This is a genomic window from Streptomyces sp. NPDC102278, from assembly GCF_044766345.1.
Lineage (GTDB): Bacteria > Actinomycetota > Actinomycetes > Streptomycetales > Streptomycetaceae > Streptomyces.
Window position 1 is genome coordinate 451,931 of record NZ_JBIWLV010000002.1, and the last position, 15,658, is coordinate 467,588.

At 74.2% G+C, this 15,658-nt stretch carries 14 protein-coding genes; 10 read left to right on the forward strand and 4 right to left on the reverse strand.

All coding sequences use genetic code 11. The features are described from left to right. Nucleotides 1–141 precede the first annotated feature (141 nt). The 4 genes from ACIRO3_RS06915 to ACIRO3_RS06930 all read left to right on the forward strand — a co-directional run bounded on the left by ACIRO3_RS06915 (nt 142) and on the right by ACIRO3_RS06930 (nt 8,703). Nucleotides 142–3,411, forward strand: coding sequence for an FtsX-like permease family protein (locus ACIRO3_RS06915; RefSeq protein ID WP_404133346.1), 3,270 nt, complete (start codon nt 142–144; stop codon nt 3,409–3,411). Next, entirely contained in the window at nt 3,408–6,122 is a 2,715-nt protein-coding gene (locus ACIRO3_RS06920) for a hypothetical protein (RefSeq protein ID WP_404133349.1), read from the forward strand. The genes ACIRO3_RS06915 and ACIRO3_RS06920 overlap by 4 nt, the downstream gene beginning before the upstream one ends. After that, nucleotides 6,119–7,138 (forward strand): ABC transporter ATP-binding protein, encoded by a 1,020-nt coding sequence (locus ACIRO3_RS06925; protein WP_404133352.1) that lies wholly within the window; start codon nt 6,119–6,121, stop codon nt 7,136–7,138. Before ACIRO3_RS06920 ends, ACIRO3_RS06925 begins: the two co-directional genes overlap by 4 nt. Before the next feature lie 101 nt (nt 7,139–7,239). Continuing rightward, nucleotides 7,240–8,703: a condensation domain-containing protein gene (locus ACIRO3_RS06930; RefSeq protein ID WP_404133355.1), complete on the forward strand. Its 1,464-nt coding sequence runs from the start codon at nt 7,240–7,242 to the stop codon at nt 8,701–8,703. On the opposite strand, the gene ACIRO3_RS06935 is transcribed toward ACIRO3_RS06930, so the two are convergent. Beyond that, nucleotides 8,660–9,916 (reverse strand): RNA polymerase sigma factor, encoded by a 1,257-nt coding sequence (locus ACIRO3_RS06935; RefSeq protein WP_404133358.1) that lies wholly within the window; start codon nt 9,914–9,916, stop codon nt 8,660–8,662. The genes ACIRO3_RS06930 and ACIRO3_RS06935 overlap by 44 nt on opposite strands. 71 nt (nt 9,917–9,987) lie before the next feature. Beyond that, on the reverse strand, nt 9,988–10,341 hold the full coding sequence (locus ACIRO3_RS06940; RefSeq protein ID WP_365996626.1) for a YciI family protein: 354 nt from the start codon (nt 10,339–10,341) through the stop codon (nt 9,988–9,990). A gap of 345 nt (nt 10,342–10,686) precedes the next feature. Between ACIRO3_RS06940 and ACIRO3_RS06945 the strand changes: the two genes are divergently transcribed. Next, nucleotides 10,687–11,073, forward strand: a complete 387-nt coding sequence (locus tag ACIRO3_RS06945) for a hypothetical protein (RefSeq protein ID WP_361776039.1) — start codon at nt 10,687–10,689, stop codon at nt 11,071–11,073. 95 nt (nt 11,074–11,168) lie between these two features. Here ACIRO3_RS06945 and ACIRO3_RS06950 read toward each other — a convergent pair whose 3' ends face one another. Then, nucleotides 11,169–11,438: a hypothetical protein gene (locus ACIRO3_RS06950; protein ID WP_053682117.1), complete on the reverse strand. Its 270-nt coding sequence runs from the start codon at nt 11,436–11,438 to the stop codon at nt 11,169–11,171. A 165-nt stretch (nt 11,439–11,603) separates the two neighbouring features. Between ACIRO3_RS06950 and ACIRO3_RS06955 the strand changes: the two genes are divergently transcribed. The 3 genes from ACIRO3_RS06955 to ACIRO3_RS06965 all read left to right on the forward strand — a co-directional run bounded on the left by ACIRO3_RS06955 (nt 11,604) and on the right by ACIRO3_RS06965 (nt 13,461). Then, nucleotides 11,604–11,942, forward strand: coding sequence for a thioredoxin domain-containing protein (locus tag ACIRO3_RS06955; protein ID WP_361776035.1), 339 nt, complete (start codon nt 11,604–11,606; stop codon nt 11,940–11,942). A 131-nt stretch (nt 11,943–12,073) separates the two neighbouring features. Continuing rightward, nucleotides 12,074–13,261, forward strand: coding sequence for a cytochrome P450 (locus ACIRO3_RS06960; RefSeq protein ID WP_361776032.1), 1,188 nt, complete (start codon nt 12,074–12,076; stop codon nt 13,259–13,261). Between the two features lie 5 nt (nt 13,262–13,266). After that, nucleotides 13,267–13,461, forward strand: coding sequence for a ferredoxin (locus ACIRO3_RS06965; RefSeq protein ID WP_361776029.1), 195 nt, complete (start codon nt 13,267–13,269; stop codon nt 13,459–13,461). A gap of 100 nt (nt 13,462–13,561) precedes the next feature. Here the strand turns inward: ACIRO3_RS06965 and ACIRO3_RS06970 are convergent, their stop codons facing one another. Next, entirely contained in the window at nt 13,562–14,566 is a 1,005-nt protein-coding gene (locus ACIRO3_RS06970; RefSeq protein ID WP_404133364.1) for a BtrH N-terminal domain-containing protein, read from the reverse strand. 85 nt (nt 14,567–14,651) lie between these two features. On the opposite strand from ACIRO3_RS06970, the gene ACIRO3_RS06975 reads away from it, so the two are divergent. Together ACIRO3_RS06975 and ACIRO3_RS06980 are read left to right on the forward strand one after the other, a co-directional pair. Continuing rightward, nucleotides 14,652–15,005, forward strand: a complete 354-nt coding sequence (locus ACIRO3_RS06975) for a DUF1304 domain-containing protein (protein WP_365996632.1) — start codon at nt 14,652–14,654, stop codon at nt 15,003–15,005. A gap of 7 nt (nt 15,006–15,012) precedes the next feature. Beyond that, nucleotides 15,013–15,636, forward strand: coding sequence for a TetR/AcrR family transcriptional regulator (locus ACIRO3_RS06980; RefSeq protein WP_404133366.1), 624 nt, complete (start codon nt 15,013–15,015; stop codon nt 15,634–15,636). Nucleotides 15,637–15,658 lie beyond the last annotated feature (22 nt).

The following is a 15,658-nucleotide window of genomic DNA, read 5'->3' on the forward strand; positions in this document are numbered from 1 at the left end:
TTCCCGCCGCCACATTTCGACTACTTCCGAATGTGCTCATCCGTCACATCCCTCGCGCAAGTACCTTCCGATACGCGATCGAATCTGACAACATCGTCCGCTACCCGGGCCCAGAGGTCCGGATGGGGGAGGAACAGGCACGTGATCGGCTTTGTCGTGCGCCGACTGCGCGGGCGACTGCCGCTCGCGGCCGCCGTGCTGCTGACCGTGTTCATCGCCACGACCGCGCTCAGCGCGCTGCTCGCCTTCTCCCGAGGGGTGGACGAGGCCGGCCTGCGTCAGGCGATCCACGGCCCGGGGCGGGCCCGCACCACCGTGACGCTCACCGCGGAGCATCCGACGAGCGGGCGCGCCGAGGACGACGAGGCCGTACGCGCCTTCGCCACCGGGTTGTTCGGCCGGCTGCCGGTCGACGTCCGGAGCGTGGCGCGCAGCCGTTCGTACGGGCTTCCCGGCCCCCGGGCCCCGGGTAGGGAAGCAGACCTGACCCTGCTCGCGGCCCTCGACCGGGACCGTGTGCGGCTGCTGTCCGGCGAGTGGCCCCGGCCGCTCGCGAACGCGTCCGCCCCGGTCCAGGTGGCCGTTCCCCAGGCGGCGCTGAACCGGCTCGGGTTGAGCGCCGACGCGCTGCCCGCCGAGGTCGGGCTCGACGACCGCTACGGCGGGCCCCCGCTCACGGTACGGGTGACCGGCGTCTACCGGGCGGCCGAGCCGACCGCTCCGTACTGGCGACTCGATCCGCTCGGCGGCCGGGAACTCCAGGTCGGCGCGTTCACCACGTACGGCCCCCTGCTGAGCGACGACTCCGCCTTCACCGCCGGCGGGCTCCCGCAGGACAGCCGGGCCGCCCTGCTGACCGCGGACTTCACCGCCGCCGGCGCCTCGGACATCGAGGCGGTCCGGGCCGCCGCGACCCGTCTGGACACGCACGGTCCGCTCACCATTGCGCTCGCCGCCACCGGCCTCAAGGTCAGGACCGAACTACCCGCACTGCTATCCGAGTTGACCTCGGCGCAGCGGGTCGCCCGCTCCACGTTGCTCGTCGGCGCCCTCCAGCTGGCGGTGCTCGCCGCCGCGGCCCTGCTGCTGGTCGCCCATCTGATGACCGACCGCAAGGAGGCCGAGCGGGTCCTGCTCACCGCCCGGGGCGCCTCCCGCCGCCGGCTCGGGCTGCTCACCGGCACCGAATCGCTGCTCCTGGCCCTGCCGGCCGCCGTACTGGCCCCACTCGTCACCCCGCCGCTGTTGCGCCTGGCCGGCCGGTTCGGCCCGCTGTCCGGGTTGTCCCTCGACTCCGCCGGAACCTGGTTGCTGTGGCCGGTGGCCGTGGGCTGCGCGCTGGTCTGCGTCCTGCTGACCACGCTGCCCGCCGTGTCGCGCGGGGCGGCCTCGGCCGTGCTGCGCCGGACCGGTTCCCGACAGGCCGTCGTCGCCGGCGCGGCCCGCGCCGGCGGTGACCTCGCGCTGGTGGTCCTCGCCGTCCTCGCCTACGCCCAGCTCGCCCGGTACAGCGGTGACGAGGGCCTCGCGGCGCGGCACGGGGGCCTGGGCGTGGACCCGGTGTTGGTGGCGGCGCCGACGCTCGCGCTGTGCGCGGGCACCGTGCTCGTCCTGCGGCTGCTGCCGTTCGCCGCGCGGCTGGGCGGGCGGGTCGCCGCGCGGGGCCGCGGCCTCGGCGCGGTGATCGTCGGCCGGCAGTTGGCCCGCCGCCCCAAGCGGGCCACGGGGCCCGTGCTGCTGCTGGTCCTCGCCGTCTCCAGCGGGGTCCTCGCGCTGGGACAGCACACCGCCTGGACCGACTCCCAGCGCGACCAGGCCGACTTCGTCACCGCGGGCGGGCTGCGGGTCTCCGGCAGCGACCTGTCCGCGATGGGGCGCGCCGGCCGGTACTCCACGCTGCCCGGCGGCGACAGGATGATCCCGGTGATCCGCGGCGAGCACTCCCTGCCCGGCGGACAGGCCGCCGCCGTGGTCGCGCTGGACGCCACCGCCGTCGCCGAGAGGGTCCCGCTGCGGGAGGACCTGCGGGACGGGCGCCCGATGCGCGAACTGTTCGGGCCGCTCTCCTCGGCCGCCCCCGCCGCGAACGGCATCGCCCTGCCCGGCCGGCCGAGGCGGATCGACATCGACGTGTCCCTCGACTCCGCGGGCACCCCCGGCGCTCCCGGGCTCGGCGTGCTGCTGCGCGACCGGTTCGGACTGACGTACCGGGCGCCGATGCGGCAACTCCCGGCGAGCGGCGCCACCACCGTCTCGGTCGACGTCGACGCCCTGGCCGACGCCCCGATCGGATCGGCCGCCGGCCCGCTGAGCATCGTCGGCTTCGTCGTCACGTTCTCCCCCCCGCGGCCGTACGGCTCCGACGGCCCGCGCGAGCAGGTCGGCGGGGAGGTGACGGTGCGCGGCGTCGCCGTCTCGGACACCCCGGACGGCCCGGCCGTCCGGGCGCCGGCGGCCGCGCCGGCCTGGCACCTGACGGCCCCGACCACGAAGAACGACGCTCGGGTCGGCGTGCTCCGGGAGGCCGGCGGGGCGCTGGTACGGATGCGCTACCTGGACCCGCGCGACATGACCGGCCCCGTCCAGGTCTCCGTGACCGCGGGCGGCCCGCCCGCCGCCGAGGTGCCCGGCGTCGCCACCCGCGCGTACCTGCGCGCCATCGGCGCCGACGTCGGCGATCTGTTCCCCGTCCCGCTGGGCGGCGACTCGCTGCCGGTACGGATCACCGCCGCGGTGGAGACGTTGCCCGTGGTCGGCGACACGGCCGTGGCCGTGGACCTGGCCACCCTCGGCCGACTGTTCGCCGCGCAGGGCGGCAAGCAGGTGCCCCCGACCGACGAGTGGTGGCTGCCGGCCGCCTCCGCCGACGACCCCGCGCCGGCCCGGGCCGCCGCCGCGCTGCGGGCGGGCGCGGGGGTCCAGGAGGTGCGGTTGCGCGGGGAGGTCGTCGCCGGGCTGCTCGACGACCCGCTGAGCGCCGGACCACAGGCCGCGCTCGCCGCTCTCGTGCTCGCCTGCGCGATCCTGGCGGCGATCGGTTTCGCGGCCTCCGCCGCCGCGAACGCGCGGGAGCGGTCCGGGGAGTTCGCCGTGCTGCTGGCGCTGGGCGCGCCGCGTCGGGCACTTGCTCGTACGGCCGCCGCCGAAAGCGGCGTCCTGGTCGGGCTGGGAACCGGGGTCGGTCTCGTGCTGGGGGCCGCCATCGTGCACCTGACGGTACCGCTGGTGGTGTTGACGCCCGGGGCGCGCCGGCCGGTGCCGGAGGTGCTGGTGGACCTGCCCGTGACCACGACGCTGCTGCTCGTCACGGGCATCGCCGCCGTGCCGTTGCTGTCGACCGTGTTCGGCGGCCATCGCAACCGCGACGCCCTGAGCGCAGCCGCCCGACTGCGGCACGTGGAGGACATGTGACCAGCCCGGCCCCCGCGCCGCCCCCGCACACCCGCCCCGCGCCGTGGGTGCGGACCCGGTTGCGCGCCGCGCCGCTGACCGCCCTGCTGGGGGCCGTCCTGGCGTTCGTCGCGGTGCTGTTGGCCGCCGGGCTGCCGCGCGCCCTGGACCGCGGCTCCGACCAGGCCCTGCGCTCGTTCCTGCGGGATCAGGGGCCCGGCTTCACGAGCCTGCTCGCCACCGCCCAGGCCGAGTCCGGCGCCCGTACCCCCGAGGGGCTGGACTCCGTACGGTCCCTCCTGCTGTCCCGCGTCGGCGCGGACTTCGCGGTGGCGCCCGACGGCCCCGTGTCGGGCACCCGCGCGGTCAAACCGCGCACCCTGACGAACCCGGGGCTGCCGAGCCCCTACGAAGTGCCGCCGCAGATGAACCTGCTGTACCTGCGGGACCTCTCCGCCCACACCCGACTCGTCGACGGCCGCTGGCCCGCCGGCGGCAGGCCGGACGGGCCGATCCCGATCGCCGTGTCCCAGGGCGCCGCCGACACCCTCGGGGTCAAGGTCGGCACGGTCCTGGAGCCCAGTCCCAGCATTTCGGGGCCGCTCAGCGCCGTGATCGTCGGCGTCTACCGGGTGAACGACCCGTCCGAGCCCTACTGGACCGACCTGCTGTGCGCGGCCCGTGCCTGTCTCAACGGCGCCGGCAAGCAGTACTGGCAGACCTCCGCCGCGGTCGGGGCCGACGGCGTCGACCGGCTGGCGTCCTGGGGCGAACGCGCCGAGCACTTCTGGCGGTTGCCGGTGGACACCGACAAGCTGCGGGCCGACCGGCTGCCCGCCGTCCGGGCGGCCGTCGCCTCCTATGTGGCCGGCGCCACCGCCTCCGACCTGACCGTGGCATCGCGCCGGCCCGATCTGCGGATCTCCTCACGGCTGCCCGAACTGCTCACCAGGGCCGAGGCCCGCCGGGAGGCCGCCGCGCCGCTTGCCGCGATCGGCCCCGCCGGACTCGTCGGCGTCGCGCTCGTCGTGTTCTTCCTCGCCGCCGGACTGACCGGGGACCGGCGGTCGGCCGAGTTGCGGTTGCTGATGGCCCGCGGCGGCTCGCGCTCGTCCATCGTCCGCCGGGTGCTGGCGGAGGGCGCCGTCCCGGTGCTTCCCGCGGCCGCGCTCGCGACGGCCGCCGCCGTGTTGCTGTTGCCCACGCCCCGGTTGCTGCCGACCCTCCTCGGCGCGTCGGCGGTCACGCTCGTGCTCCTGTCGGCCTTTCCCGTACGGGCCTTCGTACTGCTGTCGCCGCCCCGGCCGCCCGCCCCGCGCCGTCGACTCGTCGCCGAGCTGTTGGTGGTCGTCGCGACCGGCGCGGCGGTCTTCGAGGTCCGCGACCGCGGCGTCGCCCCGGCCGGGCAGGGAGTCGACCCGCTGCTCGTCGCCGCCCCGCTGCTGCTCGCGCTCTCCGGCGGGCTGCTGCTGGCCCGGCTCCAGCCACCGCTCGTCGGGGCACTGGCACGGATGGTGGGCCGCCGTCGCGGTGTGGTGGGCTTCCTCGGGGCGACCCGCGCCGCCCGCGGCGGCGGGGACCGCGCACGGCCCCCGGTGCTGCCTCTGCTCGCGCTGCTGCTCGCCGTCACCACCGGCGGATTCGGCGCCACCGTGCTGAGCGGGGTGGAGTCCGCCCGGACGCGGGTGGCCCGGCTCGAGGTGGGCGGCGACGCCCGGATCTCGTCGCCCGCCGGCGTACCCCTCTCGAAGGCCCTCGCCGAGGCGGCCGAGGAACTGCCCGGTGTACGGACCTCCCTCACCCTGTGGGCGGACGCCGACGCCTTCGTCTTCGACACCGACCGGGGTTCCGTCAAGGCCACGGTGGTCGTCGCCGACCCGGTGGCCTACGCCGAGATCTCCCGGACCGTCGGACGTGGACGCTTCGATCCCGCGCTGCTCGCCGGCGGCTCCCCCGATGCCGTCCCCGCGCTGTTCAGCGAGGACCTGGTGGGGAAGGTCACCGACGGCGCCCACCGCGTGCGCTTCGCCAACGGCGAGGAACTGCGCGCGCGACCCGTCGCCCGGATCGACGGCACGCCCCTGCTGCCGGGCTCCGGCAAGGGCGTCGTCGTGCTGCCGGCCGGCGCGGCCACCGCCGGGATCCCCAAGGGCGCCCCGCCCACCCATTGGCTCGCGGTGGGACGGATCGACGACGAGGGCCTGCGCGAGGTGGTCCGGGCCCACGCCGGCCCGGCGGCCGACGGCCACCTCGTCCGCACGAGCGCGGCCACCGTCGCGAAGCTCGCCGACGATCCCCTCCAGCGGTCCGTGAGCCGGCTGTTCTGGGCCTGCGTGGCCGGCGCGGCGGCCTTCGCGTCACTGGCCGTCCTGTTCACCCTGGCCCGGGCCACGCCCGAACGCGCCGCGCTGCTGGCCCGACTGCGCACCATGGGCCTGCGGCCCCGGCAGGGCGTGGCGCTGATCCTGGTGGAGTCGTTGCCGCAGGCGGTCACGGCCGCGTTCGGCGGCGCTCTGGTGGCCCTCGCGGCGGTCGCCCTGATGGGCCCGGCGGTGGACCTGACGACGCTGGTCGGCTCCTCGGTTCCCACCGGGCTGGGGGTCCTCGTGCGGCCCGTGCTGGCGCAGGCGGCGGGTCTGGCCGTGCTGGTGGTCCTGACCGTGCTCGCCGAGGCGGCGTTGTCCGGCCGGCGCCAGATCACCACCGAGTTGAGAGCGGGAGACCGACGTTGAACACCGAAGCCCCCACCTTCGAGGAACTGCGCCGCAAGGCGCTGGCCGCCGCCGAGCCCCCCGGTCACGATCCGTCCCACGCCATCGTCTGCGACCGGTTGGTCCGCATCTTCAGCTCCGACGGGGTCGAGGTGCAGGCCCTGCAGGGGCTGGAGCTGACCGTGACCCGGGGGGACCTGATCGCGCTGGTCGGCGCGTCCGGCAGCGGGAAGTCGACGCTGTTGAACATCCTGGCGGGCCTGGACGTGCCGACGGCGGGCAAGGCCACCGTGGGCGGCCACGACCTGCTGGAGATGTCGGCACGGGAGCGGCTGCGCTACCGGCGCGAGACCGTCGGGTTCGTCTGGCAGCAGACCGCCCGCAATCTGCTGCCCTTCCTGACGGCCGCCCAGAACGTGGCGCTGCCGCTGCAGTTGAAGGACGGCGGCGGGCGCGCGGCCCGCAAGCGGCAGACCGCGAGGGTCGCCGAACTGTTGGCGGCCCTGGAGATCGGCGATCTGGCCGGGCGGCGGCCGGAGCGACTGTCCGGCGGCCAGCAGCAGCGCGTGGCCATCGCCGTCGCCATGGCCAACGACCCGGCGGTCCTGCTGGCGGACGAGCCGACCGGCGAACTGGACTCCGAGACCGGCGCCGCGATCTTCGAGGCCTTCCGTACCGTGAACAAGGAGCTCGGGGCGACCGTGGTGATCGTGACGCACGACCCGATGGTGGCGGGGGAGGTCCGCCGCACGGTGGCCATCCGGGACGGTCGCACCAGCAGTGAGGTCTTGCGTCGCACGGTCATCGACGAGCACGGCGCGGAGTCCGTGAGCGAGCGCGAGTACGTGATGCTGGACCGCACCGGGCGGGTGCAACTCCCGTACAAGTTCCTGGAAGCGCTGGGCATGGAGCACCGGGTGGCGGTCGACCTCGCGTCCGACCACATCGAGGTCCGCCGCGACGACGCGCAGGACGCACCGGACACGCAGGACGCACCGCACGCTCAGGACGCACCGCACGCACCGGACGCCGGCTGACGCGCCCCGCCCCGAGCGCCGCCGCGGGTGCGTGCGTCACTTCCGTGGGCCGGGTGTCGTTAGGCGCTCGGGGTTGACTCGGGGGGCGAAGGGATGACGGAATGCGGCAGTTTCCTCTGGAGATGCACACCTTGGCGCCCGGAAGGGTGGTCGAGTGGCGTTTGCGGTCCACGGCGGCGGCGCAGGACGCCGACCGGGGCGATCCGTCGGGCAGGAGGGCGTCCTTCAATCAGGACAAGCACTTCACCGTCGCCGAGGAGAGCCGTGCGGCCGACGATCCGGTCGCGTCCTGGATCGCGGTGACCTTCGAGGTCGAGGGGCCGCTCGACGAGTCGGCGCTCAGTCGGGCGCTGTTGGCCTTCGTGGCGCGTCACGAGGTGCTGCGCTGCGAGTTCCGCCGGCTGGCCGGCGAGCTGGCCTGCGCGCCGCTGGCCGCGGACGAACTGGCCCTCGAAACGGCGGAGGTGGGTGCCTTCGACACCTCCGAGTCGCTGCGCGGTTTCCTCGTCGAACGGTTCCGACGCAGCATCGACACCCTGTCCTGGCCGCTGTTCACCATGGGCGCCGTGTTGCGCGAGGATTCCGCCACGGTCTACCTCGCCTTCGACCACATCGTGTGCGACGGCATGTCGATGCCGATCGTGGTGCACGAGGTGGAGACGGAGTACGAGGCGCTGTGTCGGGGCGAGAGCTCCGGACTGCCCGCCACCGCGCCCAGCTATCTGGACTTCGCCGAGGAGCAGCGGCGCCGGTACCTGTCCATCGGCGCGGACGACGAACGCCTGAACTACTGGAAGTCGTTCATCGAGCGCAACGGGGAGTTCTTCCCGCGGTTCCCGCTCGACCTCGGCGTGCGGCCGGACCGGATGTACCCGATCGTCAACGAGGCGTCGCCGCTCCTGGACGCCACCGAGGCGGAGGTCTTCGAGAAGTCCTGTCTGGCGGTCGGCGGCAAGCCGTTCATGGGGCTGCTCGCGTCGGTCGCCGTGTGCCTGCGGGAGGCCGGCGGGCCCGGTGTGTACCGCGGGTTCATGCCGGTCAGCGAGCGCGGTCGGGACGCCTGGACCAACTCGGTGGGCTGGTTCGTGAACACCATGCCCATCGAGTTCGACGCCTCGCCGGGGAGGGACTTCACCCAGGTGATGACGCAAGTGCGGGCCGGTTTCGGGGAGATGATCCGGCACATCGACGTGCCGTTCGTCAGGGCCTGGGAGTTGCTGGCGCCCGAGGAGTTCGCCGCGCGCTCGTGGCCGTACCCGGTGAACTTCTTCTCGTACATCGACATGCGCAAGTGCCGGGGCTCCGAGCGGCACGACGAGTGGCGGCCCACCTCCCACGTGTGGTCGGCGCGCGCGAACGGCGCCTGCTCCTGGTTCCAACGCGACGCGGACGGACTGCACATGAACTCCATCTACGTGGACACGGCGGCGGCCCGTCGCACGATGGGCGACTTCCAGGGGGCCCTGCGCCAGACGGTGCGCGACATCGCCCTCACCGGCGGGTTCCGCCGCCCGATCGCGCTCACCCCGCCCCGTCTGCCGGTCCGGCCCCGCGTCCAGGCCTGAGGCCCGCCCGGCGCAGCAACAGGGTGCGCTCGCCGGCGTTGCGCGTCAGGGAGGCGGCCCGCTCGAACTCGGCCCGGGCCTCTTCCCCGCGACCGAGGCGCTCCAACAGATCGCCCCGCACGCTCGGCAGCAAGTGGTAGGTGGCGAGGGCCGGTTCGGCCGCCAGGGCCTCGACCAGGGGCAGGGCGGCCTCGGGTCCCTCGGCCATGGAGACGGCGACGGCCCGGTTCAGTTCCACGACGGGGGACGGGATCAGCACGACGAGCCGCCCGTACAGCGCGGCGATCGTCGGCCAGTCGGTGTCCTCGTACCGGACGGCCGCGGCGTGACAGCCGGCGATGGCGGCCTGGACGGAGTACGGGCCGGTGCCCGCGCGGCGCAGTGCGGCGACACCGCGCCCGATGAGCATGCGGTCCCAGCGGGCCCGGTTCTGGTCGGCGAGCAGTACCGGCTCGCCGTCGGGGCCGGTGCGGGTGGCGATCCGGGATGCCTGGAACTCCAGGAGTGCCACCAGCCCGTGCGTCTCGGTCTCCTCGGGCATCAGAGCGGCCAGTACGCGGGCCAGCCGCAGCGCGTCCTCGCACAGCGCCGGGCGGACCAGGTCGTCCCCGGCGGTGGCCGAGTAGCCCTCGTTGAATACGAGGTAGATCACCTCCAGCACGGAGGCGAGTCGCTGCTCGCGGTCGGCGCCGTACGGAACCTCGAACGGCACCCCGGCCCCGGCCAGCGACCGCTTCGCCCGGACGATGCGCTGGGCGACGGTCGACTCGGAGGTGAGGAAGGCGCGGGCGATCTCCTGCGTGGTCAGCCCGCCCATCAGACGCAGGGTGAGCGCGACCCGGCCCTCCGTCCTCAGCACCGGATGACAGGCGGTGAAGATCAGCCGCAGCAGATCGTCGTCGATGTCCTGCGGCCCCGTCGGCTCGTCGGGCGGCGGTACGTCCTCCAGGGTGCGGCCCACTTCGGCGAGTTTGCGGGCGTAGGCCTCTCTGCGGCGGACCAGGTCGATCGCGCGGCGCTTGGCGGTCGTCGCCAACCAGGCGCCCGGCCGGTCCGGAACGCCCTCCACGGGCCACTGCTCCAGTGCGGCGACCAGGGCGTCCTGCGCGATCTCCTCCGCGATGCCGACGTCGCGCACGATGCGCGCCACACCGGCGATGATGCGCGCGGACTCGATCCTGTACACCGTTTCGACCGCTCGGGTCGTACTCACTGCCGTCACGGCCACCCATCAGAGCAGCCGTGACGAGGCAGGGCAAAAAGGACGCCGCGAACGCGGCCGGGTCAGCCCTCGATCTCGCGGAGCTCGGCGCCAACCGTCCAGTCGTCGGGGTGGATCTCCAGGAACCGCTTGGTCCATTCCAGGGCCTCGGCCTTGTCCTTGCACTGCATGAGGGCGTAGCCGCCGATGACCTCCTTGGTCTCGGTGAAGGGGCCGTCGGTGTAGCTGAGCTTGCCGCCGGACCAGGTGACCCGGGTGCCCTTCGCGGTGGGGAGCAGCCCCGCGGTGTCGAGCATGACCCCGGCCTTGGTGATCTCCTCCATCAGGGCGCCCATCCGCTGCTCGAACTCGGGGGTGAAGCCGTCGGTGGGCAGGTTCTGCTCGTCGATGCGGATCATCGAAAGGAAGCGCGGCACGGTGACTCCTCGGTCGGGAGGGCGGGGGCTGTCCCTGCCTCTCACCCCTGCGTCGAACGGGAGACACCCGAATCGACAGTTCCGGGAAAACTTTCTTCGGGAGGGTTCGGGATCGTCGCGAGCCCCCTGATCCGCGTTCTCGCCGGCTCTTCGGGCCGGGGGCGGCAGGCAGGGCCGCTCCCGCCCGGGTCGGACCGGAGCCGGGCAGGAGTCGGACCCGGGTCGCACCCGGGTCGGGCCCGGGTCGCACCCGGTCGGACCGGATGAGGGCGGGAGCCGGCCTGGACGCCGAAGCCGTACTCGTGAGTAGGATCGCTGCCCCCGAACCCTCCGAGAGGACCCCCGATGCCGCGCACCCCCTCCTCGCCCCTGCTGCTCGCCGGTCTGTTGGTCGGCGCGGCCGTGGCGCACACGGTCGCGCCGAAGCAGTTCGACGCGACGGTTCCGCGCTCCCTGCCCGGCAGCCCGCGCCAGTGGACGTACGCGTCCGCCGTCGTCGAGTTGGCGCTGGCCGCCGGGGTCGCGCACCCGCGCACCCGGCGCGTGGCGGCGAGGGCCACGGCGGCGTTCTTCGTCGGCGTCTTCCCCGCGAACGTGAAGCTGGCCGTCGACGCCCGGCGCCGGTCCCCCGCCGTCCGGGCCGCCGCCCTGGCGCGGCTGCCGCTCCAGGTGCCGTTGGTGCTGTGGGCCCGCAAGGTCGGCCGCGCGGCCGCGACCGACCTGACGACCTGACATCCGGAAAGGCCGCCGCATCCGAACGCGGCCCGTCGCCGGAAGTGCTCCACAGAGCCCCCGGTCACACGTCGGCGGATCGGGGGCTCGCCCGGTCAGGGGCTGTCGCCCGACCAGTCCCAGTGGTCCGGGTCTGCCGGTCGGCGACGGTAGTGGGCGCGCCCGCCCGCCCCGTAGCGGCCTATCTCGGTGGGCAGGCGGGCCTCTTCGGCCAGTCGGGGACCGCTCCAGCCGGTGATGTCGAGGAGCAGCCCGTCGAGGGGTCCGCCCACGAGCTCGCCGTAGACGTGCCCCGGGCGCGGGCCCGGGTCGGGGTCGTCGTGGTCGGCGCCGTAGACCCGGCGCCGCAGCATCCTGTCGTCCATCCACCCAGGTTGACAGGCCCCACTGACAACGGGCCTGGTCAGCAGCCTTCCAGGAGGGCCTGCCCACGTCCTCCCCCGGTGCCGCGCCGGCGGAACCATCGAGTCCCGTAGGGTTTCCGCCGGCCCGTCGGGCCGTCCACCCTTCGCGACGCAGGAGCGCAGCACATGGCACGTCTGGTACATCAGCCACGCGAGGACCAGGAGTTCGACTTCATCCTGGGCATGGCTCCGGGGGCGGTCCTCGCCTGCTTCATCGGCACCTGGCCCAAGGCCGTCGAGGCCTGCCGAGCGATGGACGTACTGGTCGCGGAGGCGGCGCAGGAGTTCGGGGCGCGACTGACCGTCGTGCGGACCGACATGACGCGTTGCCCCGAGGCGACGAAGCGCCACGAGGTCACCGGCGCGCCCACCGTCGTCGTCGTCCGGGACGGCCGGACGGTGGCGAGCCACGCCGGGCCGATGGCGCGCGAGGAGCTCAAGGCCTTCCTGGACGCCCACGTCTGAGCGTCGACGGGTGCCTGCGGGGCCGTTCGGGTGACCTCGGACGGTCTGGCCGAAAGTGGTATGGGTGAGATAGGTGCCTCAGGCATGTAATGGAGTCCGGCAAGACGGAACCATCGTTCGCGAGGTGCTGCATGTCAGAGACCGTTGCCTTTCCCCAGGACCGAACCTGTCCCTACCACCCGCCGACCGCCTACGAGCCGCTGCGGGCGGCCCGGCCGCTCTCCCGGGTCACCCTCTTCGACGGCCGCTCCGTGTGGGTGGTCACCGGCCACGCCGAGGCGCGTGCCCTGCTCTCCGATCCCCGGCTCTCCTCCGACCGGCTGAACTCGGACTTTCCCGCCCCGACCGAGCGGTTCAAGGGGCTGACGGGGCGGCGCACCGCCCTCCTCGGGGTCGACGACCCGGAGCACAACACCCAGCGCCGGATGCTGATCCCGAGCTTCACCCTGAAGCGGACCGCCGCCCTGCGGCCCGCGATCCAGCAGACCGTGGACCGGTTGATCGACGAGATGACGGCGGCCGGTTCGCAAGCGGAGCTGGTCGGCGCCTTCGCGCTCCCGGTGCCGTCCATGGTGATCTGCGCCCTGCTCGGAGTCCCCTACGAGGACCACGAGTTCTTCGAGGGCCAGTCCCGGCGGTTGCTGCGGGGCCCGGGCGTCGCCGACGTCGAGGAGGCCCGCCGACAGCTCGACGACTATCTGACGGACCTGATCGCCCGCAAGCGCGCCACCCCCGGTGACGGGTTGTTGGACGAGCTCATCGCCCGGCGGCTGGAGACCGGTGAGACGGACGTCGAGGAGCTGGTGGCGCTGGCCGTGATCCTGCTCGTCGCGGGTCACGAGACCACCGCGAACATGATCTCCCTGGGCACGTTCACCCTGCTGCGGCACCCCGGGCAGTTGGCGGAGCTGCGCGCGGATCCGTCGCTGATGTCGGAGGCGGTGGAGGAGCTGATGCGGTTCCTGTCGATCGCCGACGGCATGTTGCGGGTGGCCACCGAGGACATCGAGGTGGGCGGGGTCACGATCGGCCCCGGCGACGGGGTGATCTTCTCGACCTCGGTCATCAACCGCGACGAGTCGGTGTTCGATCAGCCGGACGACCTGGACTGGCATCGGCCCGCCCGACACCACCTGGCGTTCGGTTTCGGCATCCACCAGTGCCTGGGGCAGAACCTGGCCCGCGCCGAGATGGAGATCGCCCTGGGCACGCTCTTCCGGCGGTTGCCCGGGCTGCGGTTGGCGGCCGAGCCGGACCGGATTCCCTTCAAGCCCGGGGACACCATCCAGGGCATGATCGAACTGCCCGTGGCCTGGTGAGCGGCGTGCGGATCTCCATCGACCACGATGTCTGCATCGGCGCGGGACAGTGCGCGCTGACCGCGCCGACGGTGTTCACGCAGGACGACGACGGTCTGAGCGAGGTGCTGGCCGGACGGGAGGACGGCGCCGGCAGCCCGCTCGTCCGGGAGGCCGCGCGGGCCTGCCCGGTGGCGGCCATCTCCCTGGAGGACGCCTGAGGGTCCCGGCCGGCGGACCCGGCCGGCCAACCGGCCCCGCCCGGCCCACCGGCCGGTCCCCGGTTCGACGACGGGGACGCCGGTCGGGCGGGCTCGGTCGCTACGAGCGGAGCGCCTCGACCGCGCGCCCCTCCAGTTCCAGGCAGGCGTCCACGTGCTCCGCGCAGGCGTCGAACAGGGCCCGTCGGGCGTCGGCGTCGGATGCCGGATCAGAGGCGCGCGCCAGTTCGGCGAGAGCGGACCAGTGCCCGGCGGACTCCCGGAAGAGTTCCGCCGCCTCCGGCCGCCCGACGAGGTCGAGGAAGTCCGCGTACAGCGGCCGGGTGGCGCCCGGGGCCGTCCACTCCTCCTCCAGGCAGGCGTAAAGCCGGCCGGTGCCGGCCGCGAAGGCCTCGGGGGAAGCACCGAAACGGCGCTCCCAGCCCGCCTGCGTGGTCCTGTCGCGCAGCTGCGCGGCGAACTTCTCCATGCCGGTGAAGCCGAAGTTGACGTCGAACTGGTTCCCGAGCACCGGGCCGGTCAGGTGGGTGACGGTGGCGGCGATCGCCCCGTCGACGTCCGGCTCCCCCTCCGGCGGACCGGTGGGCACGATCAGCTGGTGGCGGCCCTTGCGGTGGGCGGTCCAGGCCGCCCCGAACTCCTCGCGGTCGATCCGGTGCGGGGTCTTGGCCCCGTCCTCGATCAACAGGTCGTCGCCGTCGTACCCGGCGATGACGACGGTGTACGGGTCGGCGCCGGTCATCTCGGCCTCGGGGTCGGGCTCGTGCCAGGGCAGCGAGGAGCGGTCGACGACGCAGAAGGCGGGCTGCCCCTCGTCGAGCGCGGCGCGGACCCGGCCCCAACGGGGCTTCATCGCGCGGGTGGCGTCGTACGGGACGCCCAGGCGGCCGAGGGCGACCTGCACCCAGGGCTCGGGGTGGGACTGGGCGACGATCGTCGCGATCGGCGTGCGCCCGGCGTACTCGAAGACGAAGTACATGAAGCCGATCCCGCCGGCCAGGCCCGCGACCAGTTCCTCGTCGTGGGCACTGCCCAGGGCGTGGCGGATCAGGGAGGCCTCGCGGTGGCGTCCGGTGCCGAAGTCTTCGTACACGAGCACAGTCATGCGGCCAGCCTAGCCGCGCGATCACCGGCTCCCGACCGGGCTACTTCCTGTACAGTTGTCCAGGAAATCAACCAAGGGAGAGCACGTGCACACGGTCGCTCAGGTCCTCATCGGCGCGGTCGCCGCACTGCACGTCTATTTCCTGGTCCTGGAGATGTTCCTGTGGCAGCGGCCGCCCGGCCGGGCCCTGTCGGGGTTCGACGCGGACACCGCCCGCCTCACGGCGCCGCTCGCGGCCAACCAGGGGCTCTACAACGGCTTCCTGGCCGCGGGCCTGGTCTGGTCGCTGGTCATCGACTCGCTCGCCACGCAGGTCTTCTTCCTCGTCTGCGTGATCGTCGCGGGCGTCTACGGCGCCGCGACGGCCAACCGCCGGATCCTGCTCGCCCAGGCCCTGCCCGGCGCCCTCGCCCTCGGCGCGGCGCTGTCGGCCGCGTGAGCCCCGCGTGAGCGCGCAGCACTCCGGTCCGGGCGCCGGCGACGGCCGGCCGGGCACGAGGGAGCCGCGCGCGCAGGACCCCCGGACCGCGCGCACCAAGGCCCGCCTGCGCGAGAGCCTGCTCGCCGCGTGCGAGGACCGCCCGCTGTCCGAGGTCGGGGTCTCGATGGTGGTCCGCCGGGCGGGAGTCGGGCGCGCGACGTTCTACCTGCACTACGAGGACCTCACCGCGCTGGCGGTCGACGCGTGCGCCGACGTCGTGCACGCGGCGGTCGACGCCCTCCACGCCTGGCAGGGCACACCGGGCGCGCTCCCCCCGGCCGGTCCCCCGGCGGCGCTGGCCGAGTTCCTCGCGGACGCGGCGACCCGCGGCCCTCTCCACCGGGCGCTGCTCCTCCCGGGCGGCGGCGGCCCGCTGGGCGACCGCCTGTACGGCGAGCTGCGGGCCCGGGCCCGGGCCGAGCGCGAGGCGGTGGGCGCCCCGCGCCCCGACCTCGTCGCGTGCGCGGTGGCCGCCACCTTCACCGGCGTCCTCGCGGACTGGCTGCACGGGCGCATCCCGGACCGCGACCCGGCCGAACTCGCGAACCGGCTCTGGCCGCTCCTCCTCGCCCTGCACCGGGCGGGGTAGGCGGACCGGTTCCACCACCGGA